This window comes from Alcaligenes sp. (assembly GCF_050255915.1).
GTDB classification, from domain to species: Bacteria; Pseudomonadota; Gammaproteobacteria; order Burkholderiales; family Burkholderiaceae_B; genus Alcaligenes; species Alcaligenes aquatilis.
Window position 1 is genome coordinate 17,415 of sequence record NZ_JBFWIQ010000012.1, and the last position, 24,117, is coordinate 41,531.

Here is a 24,117-nt window from a genome sequence, read left to right on the forward strand (position 1 = left end):
CTGACATTAACAGGATTGTGGGCTGGTGAGTCTGGGAGGCGATATGCAGTTGCCAGGAGATAGAAAGTACGTAGTAAGCCATGAGTGGGCCAAGGATGAGGACGGTATTGTGCTGGTTGGCATTACCGATTTTGCTCAGGATCAGTTGGGCGATTTGGTATTTGTGGGTGACTTCACTCCAGGTACGCGTTTGGCTGCGGGTGCAACGGCGGGTGTGGTGGAGTCGGTGAAAGCGGCCTCGGATATTTACGCGCCTGTGGCGGGCGAGCTGGTGGAGTTCAACCAAGCCTTATCCGATGCCCCGCATCTGATCAACGAAGCTCCGTTTGATACCTGGATTTTCAAGCTCAAGGCTGACAATCCAGCCGATCTGCAAGGCTTGCTGGATGGCCCCGCCTATGCGGCTGTGGCCGAATAAGTTCAGATATTGATCTGACAGGAAGGCGTGTTGGCCCTGCTTGTTCCAGTCGGGCTGATCGTACAAAAAGGCCTGAATCCGATTTCACGGATTCAGGCCTTTTATGTGGTTCTAGCCTGCGAGTCTGAGCTTGGGACGGGGCAGATGGCTGCTTGAAACACGTGCCTGGCTTCTGTCAGAGAACCTGAAATTTAGCCACGGGTGGGCTTGAGTTCCCGTGTCCATTGATCTCCAGATTGGTGGGGTTTCGGCGTCGCTCTTGCTCCTAACGACGGCGGCGATAGGTCACATAGTCGTAAGTGAAGCCATTTTCCTCGGGCTGGGGCAGACGTTCTACTTCCTGCCATTGGCCAACGGGTAGCTCTGGAAAGAAGGTGTCGCCGTCCACCTCAGCCTTGATCTCGGTTGCGATCAGCTCTTGCGCCATAGGCAGGGCCAGACGGAAGAGCTGCTCGCCACCAATCACGCAAGCGGCGTCGAAGCCAGGGCAGGCGGCCAGCGCGTCGTCTAGATTGCTGAATACCTGTGCGCCTTCTGCCTGGTAATCCGCATTGCGGCTGATCACCAGGTTCGGGCGGCCGGGCAGGGGACGGCCCAGCGACTCCCAGGTCTTGCGACCCATGATGATGGGCAAACCCATAGTCACGCGCTTGAAGTGCTGCAAGTCTGAAGGCAGACGCCAGGGCAGGTCGTTATCCTTGCCTATGCAGCGATTAGCGGCATAGGCAACGACCAGACGAATAATAGGGCTGGAACTCATACGGCAACAGGCGCCTTGATATGGGGATGTGGGTCGTAGTCGGTGATTTCGAAGTCTTCGTACTCGTAATCAAACAGACTGGCAGGTTTGCGTTTGATCGTCAGCTTGGGGTAGGGTCGCGGTTCACGTGACAACTGCAGTTCGGCCTGCTCGAAGTGGTTGGAGTACAGGTGGCAGTCGCCGCCTGTCCAGATGAAGTCGCCTACCTCCAGATCGCATTGCTGGGCCATCATGTGGGTCAGCAAGGCGTAGCTGGCAATATTGAAGGGCACTCCCAGGAAAATATCCGCACTGCGCTGGTAGAGCTGGCAGGAGAGTTTGCCGTCGGCGACATAGAACTGGAACAGGGCGTGGCAAGGAGGCAGGGCCATCTGGCCGACATCGGCCACGTTCCAGGCCGAGACGATCAGGCGACGCGAATCGGGATTTTTGCGGATCTGTTCCACCAACTGGCTGATCTGGTCGATGTGACGACCATCGGGCGTAGGCCAGGAGCGCCATTGCACCCCATAGACCGGGCCCAGATTGCCGTTCTCGTCGGCCCATTCGTCCCAGATGGATACGCCGCGTTCCTGGAGCCAGCGTACATTGGACTCACCGCGTAAAAACCACAGTAATTCAATAAAGATACTGCGGGTATGCAGCTTCTTGGTGGTGATCAGCGGAAAACCCTGCGACAGATCGAAGCGCATTTGGTGACCAAATACCGAGTTTGTGCCGGTGCCGGTGCGATCCCCTTTGGGGGTACCTTGGGTGTAGACCAGGCGCAGCAGGTCTTCGTAGGGATAAAGGGACATGTGTGTGGTCTCAGGCTTGCTGAATGTCGACGGAGTAGGTGATTTCGGCAGTTTTGCCCAGCATGGCCGAAGCCGAGCAGTATTTGTCGTGCGACAGTTGTACGGCACGTTCCACGGCCGCCTGGGGCAAGTCTTTGCCAGTGACCACAAAGGTGAAATGAATCTTGGTAAAGACTTTGGGATCGGTGTCGGCGCGTTCGGCGGTCAGCTTGACTTGGCAGCCGGTAATGGCGTGACGGCCGCGTTTGAGAATCAGCACCACGTCGTAGGCCGCGCAGCCACCCGCGCCGGTCAGCAACATTTCCATGGGTCGGGGAGCCAGGTTATTGCCGCCGCCTTCGGGTGCACCGTCCATGGCCGTCACATGACCGCTGCCGGTACGGGCAAGGAACAACATGCCGTCTTTGCCGCCCCAGTCGATTGTGCATTCCATAAGAATTCCTTTGTTTGCAGTGCGAGCCAAGACTCGTCAGTAGATAGATAGCGCTGATTGTACTTTTTGACGCGCTTGCGTGCAGCGTCTGTAGATAGTCTGTGGGGCGATGCCTACGGGCTGGATCTGTTACAGCTGCTTGCGATTTTGTGGCGTGTGTTCCGTGCCCGTATAAGAAATTCCATATAGACAAATCAGAACAGAACGGTGCTCTTTGTAAGATTTGGACTGGTTTTGTTATTTGTCCTAGGATAAACTGCTGTTCGGTACACGGCATTTTGAAACAGATATGTCACAGGGGTTTACCCTCGCCTATAATGACTGTCGCCCGTATACCAAAAAATGTCGTGCTCGTATTTGTTCTGCCTCAATAAACCCTGCTTTCAATGGGGGCTTTATTCAGACGTAACAGACGGGTGTTTTAACATGACGGCTCTCGCGACCTAGGCAGTCGCAGATTTTTTGCGTCCATGCTCTTTCGATCTGCGACGCGTCAAGTGCCGCCGAGCTGCTTGGCAGCTTCACATTAACCAGGCCTGGATCATTGTGAATACCGTTTCAATACTGCTACTAGCTTTCATATTGTCCGTTACAGGACTCTTTGTTTTCATCTGGTCGTTACGACGTAACTTCTTTGACCACAGTCCCGCTGCCTCGCGTGAGATCTTCTCCAAAGGCGAAATCGGGCAGGTAGATGACCCTTCCGCCACCCCTGAACAACGTCAGGCACTTCAAGAAGAAATGGGTCGCAAGACGATTTCTGCTGAAGACCGTCAGGCGCTCAGTCTTGAGTTGGCAGAACGCGTTGAAGCTGACCGCTCCACCGCTTCGGTCACGTTCATTTTGCTGGCCTGTTCGGTCTTTTGGCTGCTGTTTGCCTCGACGGCAGGTTTGATCAGCTCGATCAAGTTGCACGATCCCGAATTTCTGACGCAGCACGCCTGGATGACTTTCGGGCGCATGCGTACGCTGCACCTGAACGGTGTGGCGTATGGCTGGGCGCCAATGGCCGCTTTCGGCGTTGCCATGTGGATGCTGCCGCGTTTGCTCAAGACTCCTTTGATCGGTGCGCGTTATGCCATTACGGGCGGGATCTTGTGGAATATCGGCTTGGCTATCGGTCTGACATGTATCGCAATGGGTATCACCGACGGTATGGAATGGCTGGAGATGCCCTGGCAGGTTGATATCCTGATGGTTATCGGTGGTGCTCTGGCTGCCTTGCCTTTGGTCTTCACCTTGCAAAACCGTCGTGCTCACCACCTGTATGTGTCGGTGTGGTACATGGGCGCAGCCCTGTTCTGGTTCCCCATCCTGTTCCTGGTCGGTAACCTGCCTGCCGTGCACGTGGGTGTTGAGCAAGCAACCATGAACTGGTGGTTTGGTCACAACGTGCTGGGTCTGTTCTACACGCCGATGGCCCTGGCTACGGTGTATTACTTCCTGCCCAAGATCATTGGCCAGCCTATCAGCTCTTACAACCTGTCTCTGGTGGGTTTCTGGGGCCTGGCATTTTTCTACGGTCAGGTCGGTGGTCACCACCTGGTCGGTGGTCCTGTGCCGCAGTGGATGATCACACTGTCCATCGTGCAAAGCATGATGATGATCATCCCTGTGCTGGCGTTCTCGATTAACCAGCACTACACCATGAAAGGGCACTTCCGTACCCTGATTCACTCGCCTACTCTGCGCTTTATCGTGCTGGGTGGCATGATGTACACCGTCAGCTCCATTCAAGGTTCTTTTGAAGCGCTGCGCAGCATCAACACGATTACCCACTTCACGCACTTCACGGTTGCCCACGCCCATATCGGCTTGTATGGCTTCTTTACCATCGTGATGTTCGGCGCCATCTACTATGTGATGCCACGTGTGATGTCCTGGGAATGGCCTTACCCCAAACTGATCTCCCTGCACTTCTGGCTGGTCGTGATTGGTTTCTCCATTTACGCCATCGGTTTGAGCATTGGCGGCTGGTTGCAAGGTGTGGCCATGCTTGATCCGGCTAAGTCTTTCATGGAGTCGGTGTTTGTCACGATGCCTTACCTGAAGTCGCGCTCGATTGGTGGCGGTTTGATGACTTTGGGTCACCTTGTGTTTGCCTTCCACTTTGTGGCAATGGCTTTGCGCTATGGCAGCCGTCGTATTGGTCCAGCCCTGTTTCACCAGCGCTCGGCAACTCGCAATGTAGTGGAGGCATGATTTAGTCATGGAAAGCGAATACAAACTATTGGGCGGCGCCATGGTGACGCTGGCCCTGGCCACATCGGCTCTGGTCGTTGTCCCTTATCTGCAGGTGAAAAGGGTGGAGCCCTCTCCAGGGCTCAAGCCTTACACCGAGGTAGAACTGCGCGGCCGTCAGGAATATATCGATATGGGCTGTGTCTACTGTCACTCGCAGCAGCCACGCAGCCAAAACCAGGCTCCCGACTTCCAGCGTGGCTGGGGTCGTGCCTCGGTGGCAGGCGACTACTACTACGACACACCTCACTTGCTCGGCACCATGCGTACCGGTCCTGACCTGCTCAATATTGGTGCTCGTCAGCCTAGCGTGGACTGGCACCTGGGTCACTTGTATCAGCCTCGCGCCTACACCCCTGGCAGCAATATGCCTTCTTACCCCTTCATGTTCGAGCTCAAGGACAAGGCAGAGGAAGGCGATAAAGTTGTCAATCTACCCGGTGAATTTGCGCCTGAGGGTAAGGTGGTTGTGGCCAAGCAAGAGGCCCTGGACCTGGTTCAATACCTGTTGGCGCTGGATCGTACGTATCCCGTATCGCCAGCCAGCGTTATCAAATAAACAGGCATTGCTGAGCTAGCGCGCCCCGCAAGGCGGGGCGCCTCGGAGAATTAGAATGAGCGACAAACGTAAATATGACGCGCAGCTGCGTGAGAATGCTGATCCGGAAGAAAATGCAGCGCCGATTCCTTGGGTAGTTCTGCTGATCATTGCGGGTCTGTTCCTGTGGGGCATCTACTATATTTTCAGCAGCGACTTGAGCCATGACTCAACCGTAGGTGACAACCGTATCGTTGCCGACTTCGAATTGCCTGAAGGCGCGGTTGATGGTCAGCAGTTGTTCGTAGCCCAATGTTCCGCCTGTCACCAGGCAACGGGCGCAGGTGTTCCAGGCGTGTTCCCTCCACTAGTTGGTTCCGAGTGGGTGCTGCGCAAGCCAGAAGTTTTGGTTCAGATCATGCTGCATGGTATTACCGGTGAGCTTACCGTCAAGGGTAATAAGTACAATGGTGCAATGCCTGAGTTCCGCGAGAAGTTCAACGACGAGGAAATGACGGCTGTTGTTAATTACCTGCGTACAGAGTTGGGTGGCAATAGCGCCGATCCTGTAGACGTGGCCTTTGTCAAAGCCGAACGTGAAAAAACAGCTGATAAAACCGATCCTTGGAATGGGGACGCCGACTTGGCTCCCATGGAACAGTAGGACTGAAATGATGGGCCAGCGATGAGACTATTTATAAGTATTCTCCTGGTTTTTGCCCTGGGTATTGGGGCTCTGGCTCATCTGACACAAGGGTTCACTGCCCTGACCGCCGAGACGGCCCGTCGCAATGATGTCGCCGCTTCGCCGCGTCTGATATCCGATGTCGAAGTACTGCTCCCAGCCGGGGGCAGTACCCAGCTAAGTTCTCTGCTGCAAAATGATGGCCGCATCACCATCGTCAATTTCATCTATACCCGCTGCGTCACGCTATGTCTGGCGATGGGCTCGGAGTATCAGCAACTGCAAAAAGCCATTGTGGACGAAGGTTTGCAGGATCGCATACGTCTGCTGAGCATCAGCTTCGATCCCACCGACTCGCCCGATCACTTGCGCCGTTACAGCAAAACCATGAAGGCCAATCCCGACGTCTGGCAGTTTGTCACCATGATGCCGGGGGACCAGCGCCAGCGTGTACTGGATGATTTTGGCATCATCGTGATTCCTGCCCCCTTTGACGAGTACGAGCATAACGCGGCCTACCACGTCGTCAGCCCCGAGCCGCGCCTGGGGCGTATCGTGGATTATGGTGAGCCTATGCTGGCCCTGGCCTACGCCAAACGGGCCTTAGAGAACCTGAACAAGACGGAGGGGCTGTAATGTCGTTGAAACGTGTTGTTGCGCCCTCCACGGTACGTCCCTATTTAGGTAGCGCGCTGGCCTTGCTGGCTGCCGTGCTGTTTGCGTGTGCTGCTTTTTGGGATCGTCCCCTGACGGTATCCATGAGTCTGCACATGCTGGTGCATATTCCGCTGCTGGTGCTCTCGGGCGTTGCCTTGCAACTGGCATTGCGCTATCAGGGGGTAGGCCGTTCGCCTGCCATGCAGGCCTTGCTGCGCCCTTATTACGCCATGAATGAATATGGTTTGCCCGGCCTGATCCTGGTCAGTTTTGCTGCGGCTTACTGGATGGTTCCCAAGGCGCTGGATGATGTTCTGGTATCGCCTTCGATGGCCACTGCCAAATATATTGGTCTAGTGCTGATGGGCATGTTGTTTATGGAGTCCTGGCGACGTGCCCACTTGGTGTTTCGCCTGTTTTTCTTTGGCAACTTCAGTTGGATGATGGCCATTGTGGGTTTGCTGTATTACGACAATCCGGTTCGGCTCTGTAATTTCTACCTACAGTCCGACCAAGAGATTGCCGGCATAGGGCTGGTTATCATGGCTTGTGTGCTGCCATTGCTTTGGCTCTTGTCCGAGAGCAAGGCCGTGATCGCCTTTTTGCGGCAATAATACCCATCCATTTTGTTTTGCAGGTGTCCTCATGAGCCATACCGTTTCCAATAGCGATAATCGCCTGTACCGGCGCAACAGCTTTTTTGACCAGATTCTGAGCGAGACGAATCGGGCTTTGGAAGTATTGGGACGTTCCGCACGTGCTTCGCGCCCGAATCCCGCGGGTAAGGAAGTGTCCGAGATCACGGCGGACGAAGCCCGTCATGCGGCAGGTTTGATGCGTGTGAACCATGTGGGCGAGATTTGTGCCCAAGCCTTGTACCGTAGCCAGGCCATGCTGTGTAAAGATCCGCAGGCGACGGAAGTGCTGTTGCAAGCCGCGCAGGAAGAGGTTGATCATCTGGCCTGGTGCGATGACCGGCTGCGTGAACTGGACAGCCGTCCCAGCGTATTCAACCCTTTGTGGTATGCCGGATCCTTTGCGCTGGGCTTGCTCGCCAGCCGGGCAGGGGTGCCGTATAACCTGGGTTTTATGGCCGAGACTGAACGTCAGGTTGAAGAGCATCTGGAAAGTCATCTGCAGTCCTTGCCTGCCACCGATAATCGCTCGCGCCGCATTGTAGAAAAAATGCGCGATGACGAAATTGAACATCGTCGTACCGCCGAGAATCATGGTGCAGCCGGTTTGCCGCCTCCGGTAAAAACCTTGATGCGTATGATGTCCAAGGTGATGACAACTACGGCTTATCGCCTGTAAAAGAAGTTTCTCGGCCAAGTCGCTCATCGTTGAGCACTGAGTTTTCAGAGCAGTAGCGGGTAAAACGGGCCAATAGTTGGCCCGTTTTGATTTATAGCCTCAAGGCCTGATAGACGGCCTAGGGTTAACGACTAGATACCTGACAAAGGATTTGCGCTAGCAAATTGATGTATTAAAGCGACAAGATGGTGATCTAAGGGTTTTCCTCAGCATTTATCTTGCATCGCAGCATTTTTGTAGGTAGACTGCAGTTATTGGATGTTGAAAAGAAAGTGGGAATAAGCAAAAGCACAAGCGTAATAACCCTTAGCTTTCTGGCTCGATATTTTATCTAGTAGCCCAACTTGCCACGATTGTCTCCTCCACCCTCCTCCTTTGGTGGATTTGCCCGAGATCTTTAGATCTCGGGTTTTTTTTTGCCTGTGTGTGTCGGAACGCTTGGTACAGCGTGAAAGCCTGTGCCAGGGCCTCCTTAGGCGGGTGTCGCAGTAAGTGTGGATGTGCAAGCTTGATCTGGGGGCTGAGCCCGGTTATGAAGCGGGAGCCTGAATGTAGAAAACCTTGTCCAACATATTGATGGACAAGGTTTTTTTACCTGCTTTGGGTGAACTTACTTTTGTGGAACGGTAGCCACATGTAGCAAGTTTGTGCGACCACTGGTGCCAAAAGGAACACCGGCAATCATTACGATGGTGTCGCCAGCCTGAGCGAACTCATGCTGCGCTGCCATATCGGTCGCGTGATCAATCATTTCGCCCAGATCGCTGACGTCTTCGCAAGGCACGGCATGTACACCCCAGGCCAAGGTCAGACGGCGTGCGGTTTCCACACGGGGTGTCAGTGCCAGGATAGGAGCGATGGGCCGTTCACGGCTGGCGCGCAAGGCGCTAAAGCCGGTCGTGGTGTAGGCCACGTTTGTTGCTGGTTCCAGAATGCTGGCCACACGACGCAGGGCGCAGCAGATCGCGTCAGCGGTGCTGGCTTCGGCGGCGCTGTGGTTGGCTTCCAGAATGGTGCGCCAGCTAGGATCGTTTTCGATCTCTTTGATGATGCTGTCCATGATGGACACAGCCTCCAGTGGAAACTGGCCTGCGGCCGACTCGGCAGACAGCATGACGGCGTCGGCGCCCGAGTAAATGGCGGTGGCCACGTCGGAGGCTTCAGCACGAGTAGGGACAGGCGAGGAGATCATGGATTCCAGCATCTGTGTGGCAACGACCACCGGTCGTCCTGCCGCACGGGCTGTACGCACGATTTGACGCTGCAACACAGGCACGCGCTGGGGTGGGACTTCCACGCCCAGGTCGCCACGTGCCACCATCACGCCGTCGCACAGCTGGACGATTTCTTCCAGGTGCTCCAACGCTTGTGGTTTTTCCAGCTTGGCCATGATCCAGGCCTTGTCACCGATCAGCTCGCGGGCTTCACGAATGTCGCCAGGACGCTGCACAAAGGACAGCGCAACCCAATCCACGCCTAATTCCAGTCCAAACTTCAGATCGACCAGGTCTTTCTCGGTCAAGGGCGAGATAGGCAGTACCACGCCGGGTACATTCACGCCTTTGCGATCGGACAGGGGGCCGCCAACCATGACGGTGGTTTCTGCAAAATCCGGACCAAAGCTGTCCACACGCAGACGCAGCTTGCCGTCATCGAGCAGCAGGTCTGTCCCGTCTTCCAGAGCGGCGAAGATTTCGGGGTGGGGCAGGTAGGCACGCTGGCTGGTTCCCTGGGCAGGGTCCAGATCCAGACGAAACTTCTGGCCGGTTTCCAATGTCACGCGGCCATCTTTCATTGTGCCAACGCGCAGCTTGGGGCCTTGCAGGTCCAATAGAATACCGATACTGCGACCGGTTTCCTTTTCAATCTGACGAATGGTGTGATAGCGCGCGGCATGGTCCTCGTGGCTGCCGTGGCTAAAGTTCAGGCGGAATACATCAGCTCCGGCCTCGAACAATTCACGAATGCGCTCTGGCGTGGAGCTGGCAGGACCCAGCGTAGCCAGAATGCGGGAATGACGTTGACGTTTCATGGGTTGTTGTCCTTAGGGGGATCGATAGCTCAAAGAGCAGCGATACCGGCGCGGGCGATCTGAGCGTCTTCAGGTGCTTTCACGCCGGACACGCCGACGGCACCAATGACTTGACCGTCCACCACAATCGGCTCGCCGCCTTCCAGTGGCGTAATGGGCATGGACAGAGCGGCAAAGCGACCATTGTTGACCATGTCTTCAAATACCTTGCTGGGCTTGCCACCACCAAGTACGCAGGTGTGTGCTTTTGCGGGGGCAACCTGGGCGCTCATCAAGGGAGCGCCGTCCATACGCTGCATCCAGAGCGCGTGACCGCCTGCATCGCAAATGGCGATGCTGACAGCCCAGTTGTTCTTGAGCGCTTCTTGCTCGGCAGCGGCAGCTATTTTTTTAACATCGGCCAGGGTCAGTACTTTTGTGTCTCTCATGTCCAGTCCTTTATGAAAAGCGTTAATCGCTAGGGGATAAAACCAAAATGGCACGGAAATCGTTGACGTTGGTCAGGGTCGGGCCCGTGACCAAGGCGTCATCCAAGGCTTCAAAGAAGCCATGACCATCATTATTGTCCAGACTGGCCCTGGGGCGTATACCTTGTTGCCAGGCGCGCTCCAACGTGTCCGGACCGCAGAAGGCTCCGGCAATTTCTTCCTGGCCATCCACACCGTCGGTATCGCCTGCCAAGCCGTAGATACCGGGTGCCCCGTTCAAGGCGATGGCGGTGGACAGCAGAAACTCCACATTGCGACCGCCTCGGCCCTGGCCGCGTAAGGTTACGGTGGTTTCTCCGCCCGAGAGCAGCACGCAGGGAGCTTGGGCAGGCTGCTCATGTTGGGCAACGCTCAAGGCGATACCGGCCATGACTTTGCCGACATCGCGGGCTTCGCCCTCAATACTGTCGCCCAGCAAGACGGGACGCACGCCCCGGGCCTCAGCGACACGAGCGGCAGCCAGCAGGGCCAGTTGTGGTGTGGCGACCAAATGGGTGGTGACATGAGTCAGGCGTGGATCGTCGGGTTTGATGGTTTCGCCATCACCGCTCTCTAGCAGGGCACGGGCTGCGGCGGGAATGTCGATGCCGTAGCGGGTGATGATTTCCAGCGCTTGCTCGCACGTGGTGGGATCGGCCACCGTGGGGCCAGAAGCGATGTCCATGGGCTTGTCGCCGGGAACATCGGAAATCAGCAGGTTCAGAACACGGGCAGGAGCACAAGCCGCAGCCAGACGCCCCCCTTTGATGGCAGACAGGTGACGACGGACGGTGTTCATCTCGCCAATCGAGGCGCCCGATTTCAGCAGCGCCTTATTGATGGCTTGTTTGTCGGCCAGGGTGATGCCTTCTGCGGCCAGAGGCAGCAGAGACGAGCCACCTCCGGAAATCAGGCAAATCACCAGATCGTCCTCGTTCAGATTGCTGACCGTGCGCAAAATTTCGCGGGCTGCGTCTTCGCCGGCCTGGTCGGGCACAGGGTGGGACGCTTCCAGAATCTTGATGTGATCACACGGCACGCTGTAGCCATAGCGGGTCACGACCACGCCGCTGATAGGGCCTTTGTCCCAGTGACGCTCCAGGGCCTGGGCCATGGCTGCTGATGCCTTACCCGCGCCGATCACAATGGTGCGCCCTTTAGGAGCATCGGGCAGGTAGGGCGGGATGCAGTGTTCGGGTTGAGCCGCGTTGACGGCAGCCTGAAACATTTTGCTGAGTAAGTCTTGTGGCTCGATCTTCATGGGGCAATCCTAAAGCAGAGCGATGGCAACAGGCCATCTTACTGCGCGACAACACGCCTTCACATCCCCGCTTCGACTTGCTGCTCCGAAGATGGGGGGACCTGGCGGTAAAAAAGCGGGCAGCAGCCCGCTTGCCGGACGTCCCAGCCGTGCTGGTTGAATGGAGAGAAAAACCAGCCCGGACGGGAGCATCCTTGAACCGGTCTTATTGACCAATCTCGTAATTGGCCATGATTTCCAGAGCACGGACCATGGCGGAGTGGTCTTGTGCAGCGCCACCGTGAGCGGCGCAGGTGTTGAACAGTTCCTGGGCCGTTGCGGTGTTGGGCAAAGCCACGCCCAACTGACGCGCGGTGGTCAGGGCCAGGTTCAAGTCTTTCTGGTGCAGTTCAATGCGAAAGCCCGGATCAAAAGTGCGTTTGACCATGCGCTCGCCGTGTACTTCCAGAATGCGCGAGTTGGCAAAACCGCCCATCAGCGCTTCACGAACCTTGCCTGCATCGGCACCGGCCTTGGAGGCCAGCAACAGGGCTTCGCCCACGGCCTCAATGGTCAAGGCCACAATGATCTGGTTGGCCACTTTGGTGATCTGACCGTCGCCGTAGCCGCCGACCAGGGTGATGTTCTTGCCCATCAGTTCAAACAGCGGCTTGACCTTGTCGAAGGCTTCTTGCTTGCCGCCCACCATGATGGTCAACGAGCCGGCTTTGGCGCCGACCTCGCCACCGGATACCGGAGCGTCCAGGTATTCGCAGCCCAGCTTGACGATGCGCTCGGCAAAGCCTTTGGTGGCCACGGGGGAGATGGAGCTCATGTCCACCACGATCTTGCCAGCGGTCAGGCCGGCGGCAACGCCGTCTTCGCCAAACAGTGCGTCTTCTACGTGAGGGGTATCAGGCACCATCGTGATGATGATGTCAGCCTGACGGGTGACTTCGGTGCCGTTGGAGCAAACCGTTGCACCAGCTTCTTTCACGCTTTTGGGGAAGTCGCCACGGGTGTAGGCAAACAGCTCATGACCACCCTTGATCAGGTTGACGGCCATGGGTGCGCCCATGATGCCCAAACCAATAAAACCGATTTTAGCCATTGTGTAATCTCCTAATAATTATTTGCAGGTATCTGACGATCAGGCGGTGACTTCAGTCAGTTCAGTCATCCAGCCCAGGCCATCCTTGGTCACGCCAGCGGGCTTGTACTCGCCGCCGATCCAGCCCTGGTAGCCAATGCTGTCGATGTACTTGAACAGCCAGGCGTAGTTGATCTCGCCTGTGCCCGGTTCGTTGCGACCTGGGTTATCCGCGATCTGGATGTGTGCGATCTTGTCCAGGTGCTTTTTCAGTGTGTTGGCCAGCTCGCCTTCCATGCGCTGGGCGTGGTAGACGTCGTATTGGATGAACAGATTGTCCGAACCCACGTCCTGCAACAGAGCCGCAGCCTGTTCGGTGCGATTCAGGTAGAAACCGGGGATGTCGAAGGTGTTGATGGGTTCAACCAGCAGACGCAGACCAGCGTCTTTCAGCTTGGCGGCAGCAAACTGCAAATTGCTGACCAAAGTCTTGTGAGCCAGTTCACGGTCTGCGCCCTCGGCCAGCTTGCCCGCCAGGCAGTTGACTTGCTTGCAGCCCAGCGTCGTGGCGTATTCGATGGCACGGCCAACGCCGTCCTGGAATTCGCCCACACGCTCGGGCAGGATTGCAATGCCGCGCTCGCCGCCGTCCCAGTCGCCCGCAGGCAGGTTGTGCAACACTTGGGTCAAACCGTGTTGTTGCAGTTTGTCAGCCAGTTGCTGTTTGTCGTAGGCGTAGGGGAACAGGTACTCCACTCCCTTGAAACCGGCTTGGGCCGCTGCCTGGAAGCGATCCAGGAAGTCGTGCTCGTTAAACAGCATGGTCAGGTTGGCGGCAAATTTTGGCATAGTGCTACTCCGTTTTTTAAATCAGCAATCAGTCCATCAGCGAGATGGCGGTGGGGGCGTCAATACCCGCTTCGGCCAGGGACTCGAATTCCGTCACATTGTGCAGTTCGGTGCCCATGGCAATGTTGGTGACGCGCTCCAGAATCAGTTCGACCACAACCGGCACGCTGAACTCTTTCATCCATGCACGAGCCTGTTCAATGGCAGGCTGGATGTCTTCGGGTTTGTGTACACGGAGGGCTTTGCAACCCAGACCTTCCACCACAGTGATGTGATCCACACCATAACCTTCGGTTTCAGGGGCGTTGATGTTGTCAAAGGCCAGTTGTACACAATAGTCCATCTCGAAGCCACGCTGTGCCTGACGAATCAGACCCAGGTAGGCGTTGTTGACCAGAATATGGATGTAAGGCAGCTTGAATTGCGCACCCACGGCCAACTCTTCAATCATGAACTGGAAGTCGTAGTCGCCCGAAATGGCCACTACTTCACGGCCGGGGTCAGCCGCAACCACACCCAGAGCGGCGGGAATAGTCCAGCCCAATGGGCCTGCCTGACCGCAGTTGATCCAGTGACGTGGCTTGTACACGTGCAGAAACTGGGCGGCCGCAATCTGCGACAGACCAATAGTGCTGACGTAGGTGGTCGAAGGGCCAAAGGCGCGGTTCATTTCTTCGTATACGCGCTGAGGCTTCAAGGGCACGTTGTCGAAGTTGGTTTTGCGCTGCAAGGTGGCTTTGCGCTTCTGGCAATCGGCAACCCAGGCGGCACGGTCGCGCAGCTTGCCGGCGGCCTTGTATTCTTTGGCCACTTCAATGAACAGCTTCAGTGCAGCGCCAGCGTCCGAGGCAATGCCCAGATCAGGGCCGAATACGCGACCGATCTGTGTGGGTTCGATATCTACGTGCACGAACTTGCGGCCTTCGGTGTAGACGTCTACCGAGCCGGTGTGGCGGTTGGCCCAGCGGTTACCGATACCGAATACGAAGTCCGAAGCCAGCAAAGTCTGGTTGCCGTAGCGGTGCGAGGTCTGCAGACCCACCATGCCGGCCATCAGCGGGTGATCGTCGGCAACCGTGCCCCAGCCCATCAGGGTTGGAATAACAGGGACGTTGACCAGCTCGGCAAACTCTTGCAGCAGCTCGGATGCGTTGGCGTTGATCACGCCACCACCGGAGACGATCAGCGGACGCTCGGAAGCGTTCAGCAGTTCGATGGCTTTTTCAGCCTGGGCGCGGGTGGCGGTTGGCTTGTAGGCTTCCAGTGGTGAGTAGGTGTCCAGATCGAATTCGATCTCGGCCATTTGTACATCGATAGGCATATCAATCAGCACAGGACCGGGGCGGCCCGAGCGCATGATGTGAAAGGCTTGCTGGAACACACGTGGGATCAGATCGGGTTCGCGAACTGTTACAGCCCATTTGGTCACAGGCTTGGCAATGGATTCAATGTCCACCGCCTGGAAGTCTTCTTTGTACAGGCGGGCACGAGGGGCCTGACCGGTAATGCACAGAATTGGGATCGAGTCAGCCGATGCGGAGTACAGGCCGGTGATCATGTCGGTGCCAGCGGGGCCGGAAGTACCGATACATACGCCGATATTGCCGGGATTGGCACGGGTAAAACCTTCGGCCATGTGGGAAGCGCCTTCCACGTGACGGGCGAGAATGTGATCAAAGCCACCTTCTTTGCGCAGGGCGGAGTAGAAGGGGTTGATGGCGGCGCCGGGCACGCCAAATACGGTGCTCACGCCTTCTTTACGTAAAATTGCGGCGGCGGCGTCCACTGCTCTCATTCGAGCCATTGATATCTCCTAGATCATCGTTTGACGAAATTCACAACTCGATAATAAGGAGTGATGGACCTGCCTAGAAATGGTGGTACGATTGTTTCTATCGATACTTGGAGTATTGAATGAGCCGTTACACCGAAATTAGAAGTTTTGCATTGGTCGCTGAAAAAGGCAGTTTTGCGGCCGCTTCCGTGGTCGAAGGAGTCACCCCCGTGGTCATGGGTCGCCGCCTGGATGCGTTGGAGCAGCGTCTGGGGGTGCGCTTGATGCACCGATCCACTCGCGGGCTGACATTGACCGATCTGGGCGAGCAGTTTCTGGAGCAGTGCAAACAAATTCTGAAGGACTTTGAAGAGGCCGAAGCCAGTATCAGCGCCCAGCGTAAAGTGGTGCGCGGACACCTGGTGGTATCGGCTCCGGCGGCCTTTGGGCGCCGTCATGTAGCGCCCCATGCCTTGTCCTTCAAAAAGCGTTATCCCGAGCTGAAGCTGTCTTTTAACTTCACCGACAGCGTGGTGGATCTGGTGCGTGAGGGCTATGACATGGCCTTGCGGATTGGTGAAGTGACTGACCCCAACTATGTGGCCGTTCGCCTGTATCCGAACCGGCGTGTGGTATGCGGCACGCCTGAATACTTTGAGCGCTATGGTGTACCGCGCGTGCCTGAAGATCTGGCGCGTCACAACTGCTTGGCCTTTAACTTGCAAGGCGGTCAGCAACGCGGCTGGACCTTCCTGCGTGATGGCCGGCCTTTGGCGGTACGAGTCGATGGGGACCTGGATTGCAATGACGGTGAACTGCTTTTTAATTGGGTCAAGCAAGGTTGGGGCATAGGCTGGCGATCTACCTGGGAAATTCAGCCAGAACTCAAGCGGGGCGAGCTGGTAACGGTGCTGAATGAGTTCGAGATTCCCAGCTACGATATCCAGGCGGTGTATCAGCAGCAGCGCTATTTACCGGCCAAGGTGCGGCGTTTTATTGACTATTTGCGCGCCATCTATAACACGCCGGGCTACTGGGATGGCGAGGTGAAGTTCTAGCGTTTTTGCGTATTTCGACTGTAAAAAACCGCTTCGAAAAGCGGTTTTTTTGCTGCGTACGACTTAGAAATGCCATTCCAACTGTACGGTCGGGGCGCTGGTTTTGATACCGGGTTTCAGGCTGCCGTCTGCCTTGTAGCGGTTGCCGAACTTGTTGTACCAGTACTCGTAGCCAATTCCCACCCACAAGGTGTTCTTCTTGTCGAAAGCCACTTTACCCACGTCAGCCATCAAAGACGTGCGAACCAGCACTTCAGACTTGGTACTGATACCGGCGTAGTCGTCACCTTTGGGGCCGGCATAGTTGGCAAAGCCCTGGAACTTCAAAGGCACTGAACCCACATCAAAGGGCAGATTCCAGTTCAGGCTGGCCAGAAACTGGGTGTCGAAAGAGCGGCGGCTGTCCGGGCAGGCGGGAGCGCCCAGACCGCAGTGGTTCCACTCTTTCCCAACCATCAGACTCAGATCTACAAAGCCTCGGGGCACATCGAATTTAAAGGTAGGGCCCAGCACCAGTAGGCGTTTGCGCGGTGCAAAGGCGGTGTTTTTGGTATTCAGGTCAAAACCCGCTGTGACGGCTACATCTTTCACGGGGCCAAAGCTGATGTTCTTGTCGAATACCTTGCTCATGGAGAGCTGGTGGCGATAGGTGGCGTAGAACTCGGTGGCGCCATTGCTGCCGTTGCCATTGGAGGGGTCGTAGCGGTCCGATTGCAGGATGTCGAGGTTAAAGAAGTTCTGCCCCAAGCTGTAGCCATTGACGTGGGTCAGGCTCAGGATGTGCTTCTGGATAGTCCGGTCGTTCATCGGCTCGGTGTACTGCGTGCTGAAGCGGTAGCCTAAAAAGGTGTCGCTCCAGTCGGCTGCGAAAGCGGGGCTGGACAGCAGGGGGGCGGCTAGCAGGGCGTATGCCCAGCGAGCAGGGTGTCGGTGTTTCATGGTGTCTCCTCTTTGAATGGGCGCAAACAGGTCCCTGGGATCTGGTGTCCCTTGTGGCCTGCTGCTGTAGTTTTTTTGCGTGGGTGCTACTGACCTTGCTTAGATTAATTATGGACAGTCGATACTTTTATGAAGGTATTGCAGAAATTTGAATAGCCGCCCACGCGTGAAACCGGGCGGCTATTCAAAAGGGGGACTTAGCCGTTTTGTGAGGCTAGTTGATTGCTGGTTTCTTCAGCCGCTTTTTGGGCGTTGGCCTGTTTGCGAGCCTGGGTGGCTGCGGTGGACTCAACAGCGTGGCCTTGGTCGGCGTACTTTTCCATGCCGTTGAAAAACAGGTTCAGCAAGATGGCAGAGACGGCGGCCAGCAAGATTCCGCTATGCAGCAAGGGAGCCAGCGCGGGTGGCATCTTGTCCAGCAGGTGCTCGGCAACCAGGGGGATCATGCCAAAGCCCAGGCTGATGGCCACGATGTAGGGGTTGTAAGGGTTGCGGTTCAGGTTGGCCGACATCAGGATCTTGATGCCAGTCGCAGCCACCATCCCAAACATCACGATGCCAGCACCACCCAGAACATAGTTGGGAATGGAGGCCACGATGAACGCCATTTTGGGAAATAGGCCCAGCATGATCAGGAAGGCACCGCCCATGACACATACCCAGCGGCTGCGCACACCGGTCACGCTGACCAACCCTACGTTCTGCGAGAAAGAGCTGTGCGGGAAAGTGTTCATGATGCCGCCCACCAGGGTGCCCAGGCCGTCGGTGCGCAGACCACGCACCAGCGCTTCACGGTCGGTAGGACGGCCGCAGATGGAACCCAGTGCCAGGAACATGCCCAGCGATTCAACCATGATCACCACCATGATCAGCGACAGGACCGCCGCTGCGCCCAGCAGGGCCCAGCTGAAAGTCGGTACGCCAAAGTGAAATGGAGTCACCACAGCAAACCAACTGGTCTGATCCAGACCTTCAAAGGTGATGCGACCCATGGCCAAGGAAACGAAGAAACCGACCAGCAGGCCAATCAGCACCGCCACGTTTGCCAGGAAACCGCGCGCAAACTTGGTGATCAGCAAGATGACGGTCAGCACCATCAGGGCAATGCCCAGGTTTTCCAACGAACCGTAGTCGGGATTGGGGATGGACATGCCGGTGGCCGGATCTGTAATGGTGGGAGCGCCGCCACCAATCCAGTTCAGACCCACGCGCATCAGCGTTACACCAATGACGGTAATGATGATGCCGGTCACAACAGGGGGGAACAGGCCCATCAGACGGCTAAATACCGGAGCGATCAGAATACTGAAGATACCGGCCAGGATCGTGGCGCCAAAAATACCGGGCAGACCCAGTTGTGGGTCCAGGCCGATGGCGATCATGGGGCTGACCGCTGCAAACGACACACCCATCATGACGGGCAGCTTGATGCCGAACATGCCCAGACCGCGAGCCTGAATGATGGTAATCAGGCCACAACACAACAGGTCGGCATTGATCAGGAATGCGATCTGTTCTTTGGACAGGCCCAAAGCCGCGCCAATGATCAGGGGGACAGCAACTGCGCCCGCGTACATCACCATGACGTGTTGCAAACCAAGGGTTGCCAGGCGCCCCGTTGGTAGGCGTTCATCTACACCGTCACAAGCAACAGGTGTGGACACTTCTGGGTTGGCGGACATCCGGGTCTCCTTTATTAATACGTTATGCGCAGCCGATGCCTGGGCGCGTAAGCATAAAGTTATCGGATGGGCTGTATCACTGGAAGGCAGTACGGCTTGATAAGTAGAATACGTAAAAGCGTATGGCAGGCTGATTGGTGTAATGGTGAAAGGAGATAAGCCCGGTAGACGGGGCGCTGTGTTCAAGCCAGGGACGAGCCAATTCCTGCTTTTTTCATGTGTTTTACGCCGCTAGGGGTATTGCCCACCTAGTCCAGTCTCAAAAACTGTGTTAGAAGCCGCCAAACTACGGGTTGGTGCATGGTTTTAGCGGGGGCGGCGAAACTGATAGGGATAAAAAAGCGGCTTGTCAGCCGCTTTGGGAAATCTGCTTATTTGTCCGACCACAGAACACCGGCCGTGGCCCAGTTCTCGCGTTTGACGTCGGTAAAGACAATATCAACTGCCTCTGGTGTACAGCCAAGCACGCGACAGGCTTCTTTGGTCAGGGCCTGGGCAAGTTCACGTTTGATTTCCACAGGACGGCCATCGAATAGTTGTACGTTAATAGAAGGCATAGAGACTCCGTAAGGGGGATGGGATTAGCGGCAAAAATCCGGCTCGCTCTGGTAGAGCTTGCGCAGCAAGGCTGGCCATTCTAACAAGCCCTCTGGCTCGTTCCCCGGCAAAAGTTGGCGGTGTGTCAAAGCCAGTACATCCTGGGTAGGAAGGTGCAATTGGGGGCTTGCTGCCATGGCAGACAGTTGAATGCGGCAGGCGCGCTCTAGCGCGTCCATCAGGACATAGGCTTCGGCCACCGTACGCCCGCAGGTCAGCGCCCCGTGATTGCGTAAAAGCAGGGCGGGGTGTTTGCCTAAGTGCTGGAGCAGAGCTTGTTGCTCGTCGGGCGCAAAGGCCAGGCCGGCGTAAGGGTGGTAGCCAATATCCTGCCAGAAACGCATGGCGTGTTGCGACAGGGGCAGCAATCCACAGGACAGGGCCGAGACCGCAATCGAGGCATCTGTATGTAAATGAATGACACAGTGTGCATCGGCACGAGCGCGGTGGACGGCACCATGAATGGCAAAACCGCTGGGGTTGGCACGGCGGCCTGTGCCGTCCACAACTTGGCCCTGGGTATCAATCAAGAGCAGATTGGAGGCGCAGATTTCATCAAAGCGCAGACCAAAGGGATTGATCAGGAAAATGTCGTCGTGGCCGGGCAGGCGCAGGGAAAGGTGGGTGTAGATGATATCGTCCCAGCCCTGGCGGGCCGCCAGCCGGTAAGCGGCGGCCAGATTGACGCGGGCGCGCCAGTGCTCGGGATCAATATCCGCCGGACGATGGGCATAAATGGCCTCGATGTCCGGCGTGATAGGACAGGACTGGCTCACGCTGTCGTGGTTTCCAGTTCAGCGATGGTGGCTTTTTCTTCCAACTGAATCACATCGCAGTTGTCACCAGGGCCTTTGCGGTCAATCACAATGAAGTCGGCTACTTGATTCAGGGCCATCAAGGGGTGATGCCATACGCCGGTTGCGTAGTTCACGCCCTGATCGCCACGAGCCAGGAACAGGCGCAGATCGCTTGCCTTGGGAGTGGGGCCGGCGGGGGCCACAATCACCAGATATGGCTGGCCGGACTGGGGAATGAAGGCCTGGCTCCCCTTGGGGTGGCGCTCCATCATTTCCACGGTAAAGGGCAGGGTGCGTGGCTGGCCACGAAAAATGGACACAATCGCGTGACCCTCTGGGCCCGGTTCAATCTTGGCCAGATCGTGGTAGCGCTCGGTATTGCCGTCGTTGATGGTGAAGTGCTGAACCGTGTCGCAGGCCTCGATGACATCACCAAAAGGGGCGAAGGCTTCGGCTGTCAGGGTTTCCAACTTCAATGTGATTGTCATGGCAGAGGTCCTTGATAAGACAGACTCGCGTGGGGCGGTAGGCAGCCGCGCCACGAAAACTCAGAGCAAACAAGGGGGAGCGTACCCGAAGGCTGGTGCTACCCCGTGAACGGGATGGATCTTCTGGACGAGCCAGCAGGCGGGAAAATCAGGCCAGCAGCGCATCCAGACGGAAACGGGCAATCTTGCCGATTTCGGTCAGACAAGTTTGAAACTCAAGCTCAGCATCGTTGTTCAGGCGGGCTTCTACTGTATCCATGATTTGGTAACGGCTCAAACCCTTGACGGCAATCACGAAGGGAAAGCCGAAACGCTCACGGTACTGGGCGTTCAGGCCACGTAGGCGGGCCAATTCTTCGGCCGAGCATTGGTCCAGGCCGGCGCCACGTTGTTCTCCGGTTGACGCGCTGGTCAGTGTCCCTTGCTCGGCTTCTTTGCCAGCCAGTTCGGGGTGAGCACAGATCAGGTTCTTTTGTTCTTCGTACGAGGCGTCCTGGACCACCTGCACCATGCAGGCATGCAGTTGATCCACGCTGTCAAACGGACGCTGGTTCCAACTACGCTCAGGGACCCAAGGGGAGTGTTCGAAAATACCTTCGAGTCTATCCACAAATTGCCTCTGATCCAGGCTGGAGAGTTCAGCTAGCGCATGTGTGGTGGTAAGGGTTTGAGTGGTCATGTGTCAGTCCGATTGTCTAAGCGTAAAGAGTGCGAGCCCAGGCGGCTCCAGGATCAGGCCTGGGGACCGTTTTATCAAGGGTGGTGGGTGGACGTTTATACAGTCTGTTTGATGTATTCAAACCCTTATAAACCACCGCCTGTGGGCTATGATTTTCTTATATGGGACCAGTTTAAGTTTTCTGTTTATAAATAAAATAGAATTAGGCGTATAAATGATATACGCCATCTCGTATTGTGCATGTATGTCATTATCATGCTGGAAAAAAGCATAAGAAGGAGAGAATAAGATGGCCGCCCGACGTGGGGATAACCCGCTTGATACCTATCTCTTGAGGGTATTTTGCTTACTCGTTACCGAGCGCAGCGTCTCGCGTACCGCGTTCAAAATGAACCAGTCGCAGCCTGCTATCAGTGCGGCCTTACGACGCTTGCGTGACATTATTGGCGATCCTTTGCTGGTGCGCGAAAATGGGGGCATGGTGCCCACCGAGCGTGCCATGGGTCTGCTGGCTCATGCCAAAGGAGCCTTGGCCGAGATCGACTGCATGGTCAACGCGCCAGACAGTTTTGATCCTCAGGTCAGCCGCAATGAGTTTCATATCGGAGCGCCGGACTATCTGGCCCCTGTCTTTATCGGTGGTGTGGTCGAGCGCATGCGCCGTGAGGCACCGGGCGCGCGTTTGAATCTGCACTCTCTGGATGCCAGTTTTGATTTCGAGCGTTCTTTGGCTGAAGGCGATCTGGATATGGTCATTGGCAACTGGCCCGAACCGCCGGATCGCATGCACTTGTCCGTGTTGCTGGAAGATCAGATCGTCTGCCTGGTTGCCGCGACGCATCCTTTGGCGCGTAAGGGTTTGACCATGGACGATTACGTGCGGGCGCGTCACGTGGTGCCCATGCCGTACTCCATCAACCAACGCGGTGTGATCGACACGACCTTGGCCAGCTTGCGTATTCAGCGCGATGAAAGCGTAGCGGTGCAGTCCTTCTCGGCAGCGCCGTATTTGCTACAGAATACAGACCTGATTTTTACGACTTCACGTCATTTTGCCGAGTTCTATTGCCGTTTATTGCCCCTGGCTATTTTGGAGGCACCGCTGGAGTTTCCTCCCATGCGTTTTTATCAGCTCTGGCATGAACGTAATCGGCATTCGCCCAGCCATCGCTGGTTACGGCGGCTCCTGACCGAGTGCGGGAATCAGTTGGCCTCGACAGAACCGTTGTCGCAACCCGATTCCTGAGCCCTAAACCCCTAAAATACTTGCTTTCAGGCCCGTGCTCGGGCAAATTAGCGAGCTACTCCTGCCGACACAAAAGTGATACGGAACTTGACGGAAATTGTTGCATTTAAAGCGACTGGTCACGGACACAAGCCGGAAGGCAGGTTGATAATGATGTAGTTCCTAACCTTGCAGGGTGTTTTGCGGTGTCTTTACCTCAGATGGGGGAGTCCCTAACTTGGTTGTATATCTGTGTCGTGGCTTTTATGGTCGGCGGGCTTATTGTGGCCTCCGAGCGTTGGCATGGCCGTCTGACTGGGGACAGCGACCTTAGTAAACCTCAAGCGTCCCACTCCCGCCCGACCCCTCGCGTGGGTGGGCTGGCCGTGGTTGCAGGCAGTTTGGCCGGTTTGCTGGTTCTGGGTCCCAGCAATATGACACTGACCTGGCTGTGGCCGGTCTTGTTTCTGGCAGCCATGCCGGTCTTTGTGGCGGGTCTGGTCGAGGACATTACCAAGGACGTCGGCTCCTTGAAGCGTTTGCTGGCTGCCTTCCTGTCGGCGGCGATTGCCTGGTGGTTGCTGGGTGGCGTGTCGCGCGTTGGAGTCAGCTGGGCCGATTGGGTTCTGGGCTTCTGGCCCATTTCGCTGCTCTTTACCATGATTGCCGTGGGCGGCTGTACACATGCCCTCAATATTATTGACGGGATGAACGGCCTGGCGGGCATGATCGCCACCTTGATGGCTCTGTCGCTGGCGTTGGTGGCTTTGCAGGTGCAGGACATTCCTATTTTCCTGATTGCGGCCTCACTGGCCTCGGCCACCTTGGGCTTTCTGGTGTGGAATTTTCCATTCGGACGAGTTTTCCTGGGGGATGGCGGCGCGTATTTCCTGGGATTCATGCTGGCTGAATTGGCTGTGCAACTGGTGGTGCGCAACCCCAGTGTGTCGCCGTTTTACGCCTTGGCCGTGCTGTTTTATCCTGTTTTTGAAACGATGTTTTCGATCTGGCGGCGCCGCTTCAAGCGTGGCGTGCCCGTGGATCAGCCCGATGCACTGCATCTGCACCAACTGGTGTTTCGTCGTCTGGTGCGTTCCACGTTCAGTCGTGACAGCGGTGGGGCCTTGCCCACGTTTTGTAATGCCATGACTTCGCCTTATTTATGGGTTTTGGCCTTGATCGGTTTGGTTCCGGCCACGATCTGGTGGGACAATACCTGGGCGTTGTGTGCCAGCATGCTGGCCTTCTCATTGGTTTATATCTGGCTCTATTCACGTCTGGTTTCGTGGCGTCGCCCTTCCTGGTTGCTGTTGCCCTCGGTACGGCGGCGAGTAGACAGGGACTGATACTGTCAGGC

25 protein-coding genes are annotated in these 24,117 nt (G+C 56.4%); 10 read left to right on the forward strand and 15 right to left on the reverse strand.

The features are described from left to right. Positions 1-43 precede the first annotated feature (43 nt). Positions 44-418 carry a glycine cleavage system protein GcvH gene (gcvH, locus tag AB7E06_RS14765; RefSeq protein WP_086060363.1) on the forward strand — a complete coding sequence of 125 codons (375 nt, stop codon included), beginning with the start codon at positions 44-46 and terminating at the stop codon, positions 416-418. Between the two features lie 265 nt (positions 419-683). Here the strand turns inward: gcvH and AB7E06_RS14770 are convergent, their stop codons facing one another. Genes AB7E06_RS14770 through AB7E06_RS14780 form a run of 3 tightly spaced genes read right to left on the reverse strand, consistent with a single transcriptional unit; the run spans position 684 to position 2,408 of the window. After that, complete coding sequence (locus AB7E06_RS14770; RefSeq protein WP_230018998.1) at positions 684-1,178, reverse strand: dihydrofolate reductase; 495 nt, start codon at positions 1,176-1,178, stop codon at positions 684-686. After that, entirely contained in the window at positions 1,175-1,975 is an 801-nt protein-coding gene (locus AB7E06_RS14775) for a thymidylate synthase (RefSeq protein ID WP_094195574.1), read from the reverse strand. The genes AB7E06_RS14770 and AB7E06_RS14775 overlap by 4 nt, the downstream gene beginning before the upstream one ends. Before the next feature lie 10 nt (positions 1,976-1,985). After that, positions 1,986-2,408, reverse strand: coding sequence for an OsmC family protein (locus AB7E06_RS14780; protein WP_162496913.1), 423 nt, complete (start codon positions 2,406-2,408; stop codon positions 1,986-1,988). Between the two features lie 546 nt (positions 2,409-2,954). Here AB7E06_RS14780 and AB7E06_RS14785 point away from each other — a divergent pair. From AB7E06_RS14785 to coq7, 6 genes are read left to right on the forward strand one after another with little or no spacing between them, the layout of a single operon-like run. After that, positions 2,955-4,610: a cbb3-type cytochrome c oxidase subunit I gene (locus AB7E06_RS14785; protein ID WP_094198253.1), complete on the forward strand. Its 1,656-nt coding sequence runs from the start codon at positions 2,955-2,957 to the stop codon at positions 4,608-4,610. Between the two features lie 7 nt (positions 4,611-4,617). Next, on the forward strand, positions 4,618-5,208 hold the full coding sequence (locus tag AB7E06_RS14790; RefSeq protein WP_094195575.1) for a cbb3-type cytochrome c oxidase subunit II: 591 nt from the start codon (positions 4,618-4,620) through the stop codon (positions 5,206-5,208). 55 nt (positions 5,209-5,263) lie between these two features. Further along, positions 5,264-5,851 carry a c-type cytochrome gene (locus tag AB7E06_RS14795; protein ID WP_094195576.1) on the forward strand — a complete coding sequence of 196 codons (588 nt, stop codon included), beginning with the start codon at positions 5,264-5,266 and terminating at the stop codon, positions 5,849-5,851. A 21-nt stretch (positions 5,852-5,872) separates the two neighbouring features. Next, entirely contained in the window at positions 5,873-6,508 is a 636-nt protein-coding gene (locus AB7E06_RS14800) for an SCO family protein (protein WP_094195577.1), read from the forward strand. After that, positions 6,508-7,143: a hypothetical protein gene (locus AB7E06_RS14805; RefSeq protein WP_108728140.1), complete on the forward strand. Its 636-nt coding sequence runs from the start codon at positions 6,508-6,510 to the stop codon at positions 7,141-7,143. Before AB7E06_RS14800 ends, AB7E06_RS14805 begins: the two co-directional genes overlap by 1 nt. 31 nt (positions 7,144-7,174) lie before the next feature. After that, positions 7,175-7,843, forward strand: a complete 669-nt coding sequence (gene coq7, locus AB7E06_RS14810; RefSeq protein WP_094195579.1) for a 2-polyprenyl-3-methyl-6-methoxy-1,4-benzoquinone monooxygenase — start codon at positions 7,175-7,177, stop codon at positions 7,841-7,843. A gap of 610 nt (positions 7,844-8,453) precedes the next feature. Here the strand turns inward: coq7 and pyk are convergent. The 6 genes from pyk to gcl form a co-directional block, all read right to left on the reverse strand. Further along, positions 8,454-9,875, reverse strand: coding sequence for a pyruvate kinase (gene pyk / locus AB7E06_RS14815; RefSeq protein ID WP_427957443.1), 1,422 nt, complete (start codon positions 9,873-9,875; stop codon positions 8,454-8,456). A gap of 29 nt (positions 9,876-9,904) precedes the next feature. Continuing rightward, positions 9,905-10,303, reverse strand: a complete 399-nt coding sequence (locus AB7E06_RS14820; protein WP_009461115.1) for a GlcG/HbpS family heme-binding protein — start codon at positions 10,301-10,303, stop codon at positions 9,905-9,907. A gap of 22 nt (positions 10,304-10,325) precedes the next feature. Continuing rightward, positions 10,326-11,603, reverse strand: coding sequence for a glycerate kinase type-2 family protein (locus tag AB7E06_RS14825; protein WP_108728139.1), 1,278 nt, complete (start codon positions 11,601-11,603; stop codon positions 10,326-10,328). A gap of 205 nt (positions 11,604-11,808) precedes the next feature. After that, entirely contained in the window at positions 11,809-12,693 is an 885-nt protein-coding gene (locus tag AB7E06_RS14830; RefSeq protein WP_264672415.1) for a 2-hydroxy-3-oxopropionate reductase, read from the reverse strand. Between the two features lie 39 nt (positions 12,694-12,732). Continuing rightward, complete coding sequence (gene hyi / locus AB7E06_RS14835; protein ID WP_395029125.1) at positions 12,733-13,521, reverse strand: hydroxypyruvate isomerase; 789 nt, start codon at positions 13,519-13,521, stop codon at positions 12,733-12,735. 28 nt (positions 13,522-13,549) lie between these two features. Further along, entirely contained in the window at positions 13,550-15,325 is a 1,776-nt protein-coding gene (gcl, locus tag AB7E06_RS14840; RefSeq protein WP_321267690.1) for a glyoxylate carboligase, read from the reverse strand. 110 nt (positions 15,326-15,435) lie between these two features. On the opposite strand from gcl, the gene AB7E06_RS14845 reads away from it, so the two are divergent. After that, positions 15,436-16,353: a LysR family transcriptional regulator gene (locus AB7E06_RS14845; protein WP_094195585.1), complete on the forward strand. Its 918-nt coding sequence runs from the start codon at positions 15,436-15,438 to the stop codon at positions 16,351-16,353. Between the two features lie 63 nt (positions 16,354-16,416). Here the strand turns inward: AB7E06_RS14845 and AB7E06_RS14850 are convergent, their stop codons facing one another. The 6 genes from AB7E06_RS14850 to uraD all read right to left on the reverse strand — a co-directional run bounded on the left by AB7E06_RS14850 (position 16,417) and on the right by uraD (position 21,535). Beyond that, positions 16,417-17,292 (reverse strand): hypothetical protein, encoded by an 876-nt coding sequence (locus tag AB7E06_RS14850; RefSeq protein WP_230019002.1) that lies wholly within the window; start codon positions 17,290-17,292, stop codon positions 16,417-16,419. A 197-nt stretch (positions 17,293-17,489) separates the two neighbouring features. Beyond that, positions 17,490-18,974, reverse strand: coding sequence for a nucleobase:cation symporter-2 family protein (locus AB7E06_RS14855; RefSeq protein WP_094195587.1), 1,485 nt, complete (start codon positions 18,972-18,974; stop codon positions 17,490-17,492). 371 nt (positions 18,975-19,345) lie between these two features. Next, the gene (locus AB7E06_RS14860; protein WP_094195588.1) at positions 19,346-19,531 is read right to left on the reverse strand and encodes a 4-oxalocrotonate tautomerase; all 186 of its coding nucleotides are present in this window, start codon (positions 19,529-19,531) and stop codon (positions 19,346-19,348) included. Between the two features lie 24 nt (positions 19,532-19,555). Further along, positions 19,556-20,347, reverse strand: coding sequence for a class II aldolase/adducin family protein (locus tag AB7E06_RS14865; protein WP_125277096.1), 792 nt, complete (start codon positions 20,345-20,347; stop codon positions 19,556-19,558). Then, complete coding sequence (locus AB7E06_RS14870; protein WP_094195590.1) at positions 20,344-20,856, reverse strand: ureidoglycolate lyase; 513 nt, start codon at positions 20,854-20,856, stop codon at positions 20,344-20,346. Before AB7E06_RS14870 ends, AB7E06_RS14865 begins: the two co-directional genes overlap by 4 nt. Before the next feature lie 148 nt (positions 20,857-21,004). Next, positions 21,005-21,535, reverse strand: a complete 531-nt coding sequence (gene uraD, locus AB7E06_RS14875) for a 2-oxo-4-hydroxy-4-carboxy-5-ureidoimidazoline decarboxylase (protein WP_094195591.1) — start codon at positions 21,533-21,535, stop codon at positions 21,005-21,007. A 289-nt stretch (positions 21,536-21,824) separates the two neighbouring features. Here uraD and AB7E06_RS14880 point away from each other — a divergent pair, with 289 nt between their 5' ends. After that, a complete protein-coding gene (locus AB7E06_RS14880) occupies positions 21,825-22,781 on the forward strand; it encodes a LysR family transcriptional regulator (RefSeq protein ID WP_427957449.1) in 957 nt (318 codons plus the stop codon). 200 nt (positions 22,782-22,981) lie between these two features. Then, complete coding sequence (locus tag AB7E06_RS14885; protein ID WP_094195593.1) at positions 22,982-24,106, forward strand: MraY family glycosyltransferase; 1,125 nt, start codon at positions 22,982-22,984, stop codon at positions 24,104-24,106. Positions 24,107-24,117: the final 11 nt, after the last annotated feature.

Coding starts and splice junctions, on each gene's coding strand:
- gcvH (WP_086060363.1), top strand. CDS start 44: ATGCAGTTGCCAGGAGATAGAAAGTACGTAGTAAGCCATGAGTGGGCC.
- AB7E06_RS14770 (WP_230018998.1), bottom strand. CDS start 1,178: ATGAGTTCCAGCCCTATTATTCGTCTGGTCGTTGCCTATGCCGCTAAT.
- AB7E06_RS14775 (WP_094195574.1), bottom strand. CDS start 1,975: ATGTCCCTTTATCCCTACGAAGACCTGCTGCGCCTGGTCTACACCCAA.
- AB7E06_RS14780 (WP_162496913.1), bottom strand. CDS start 2,408: ATGGAATGCACAATCGACTGGGGCGGCAAAGACGGCATGTTGTTCCTT.
- AB7E06_RS14790 (WP_094195575.1), top strand. CDS start 4,618: ATGGAAAGCGAATACAAACTATTGGGCGGCGCCATGGTGACGCTGGCC.
- AB7E06_RS14795 (WP_094195576.1), top strand. CDS start 5,264: ATGAGCGACAAACGTAAATATGACGCGCAGCTGCGTGAGAATGCTGAT.
- AB7E06_RS14800 (WP_094195577.1), top strand. CDS start 5,873: ATGAGACTATTTATAAGTATTCTCCTGGTTTTTGCCCTGGGTATTGGG.
- AB7E06_RS14805 (WP_108728140.1), top strand. CDS start 6,508: ATGTCGTTGAAACGTGTTGTTGCGCCCTCCACGGTACGTCCCTATTTA.
- coq7 (WP_094195579.1), top strand. CDS start 7,175: ATGAGCCATACCGTTTCCAATAGCGATAATCGCCTGTACCGGCGCAAC.
- pyk (WP_427957443.1), bottom strand. CDS start 9,875: ATGAAACGTCAACGTCATTCCCGCATTCTGGCTACGCTGGGTCCTGCC.
- AB7E06_RS14820 (WP_009461115.1), bottom strand. CDS start 10,303: ATGAGAGACACAAAAGTACTGACCCTGGCCGATGTTAAAAAAATAGCT.
- AB7E06_RS14825 (WP_108728139.1), bottom strand. CDS start 11,603: ATGAAGATCGAGCCACAAGACTTACTCAGCAAAATGTTTCAGGCTGCC.
- AB7E06_RS14830 (WP_264672415.1), bottom strand. CDS start 12,693: ATGGCTAAAATCGGTTTTATTGGTTTGGGCATCATGGGCGCACCCATG.
- hyi (WP_395029125.1), bottom strand. CDS start 13,521: ATGCCAAAATTTGCCGCCAACCTGACCATGCTGTTTAACGAGCACGAC.
- gcl (WP_321267690.1), bottom strand. CDS start 15,325: ATGGCTCGAATGAGAGCAGTGGACGCCGCCGCCGCAATTTTACGTAAA.
- AB7E06_RS14845 (WP_094195585.1), top strand. CDS start 15,436: ATGAGCCGTTACACCGAAATTAGAAGTTTTGCATTGGTCGCTGAAAAA.
- AB7E06_RS14850 (WP_230019002.1), bottom strand. CDS start 17,292: ATGAAACACCGACACCCTGCTCGCTGGGCATACGCCCTGCTAGCCGCC.
- AB7E06_RS14855 (WP_094195587.1), bottom strand. CDS start 18,974: ATGTCCGCCAACCCAGAAGTGTCCACACCTGTTGCTTGTGACGGTGTA.
- AB7E06_RS14860 (WP_094195588.1), bottom strand. CDS start 19,531: ATGCCTTCTATTAACGTACAACTATTCGATGGCCGTCCTGTGGAAATC.
- AB7E06_RS14870 (WP_094195590.1), bottom strand. CDS start 20,856: ATGACAATCACATTGAAGTTGGAAACCCTGACAGCCGAAGCCTTCGCC.
- uraD (WP_094195591.1), bottom strand. CDS start 21,535: ATGACCACTCAAACCCTTACCACCACACATGCGCTAGCTGAACTCTCC.
- AB7E06_RS14880 (WP_427957449.1), top strand. CDS start 21,825: ATGGCCGCCCGACGTGGGGATAACCCGCTTGATACCTATCTCTTGAGG.
- AB7E06_RS14885 (WP_094195593.1), top strand. CDS start 22,982: ATGGGGGAGTCCCTAACTTGGTTGTATATCTGTGTCGTGGCTTTTATG.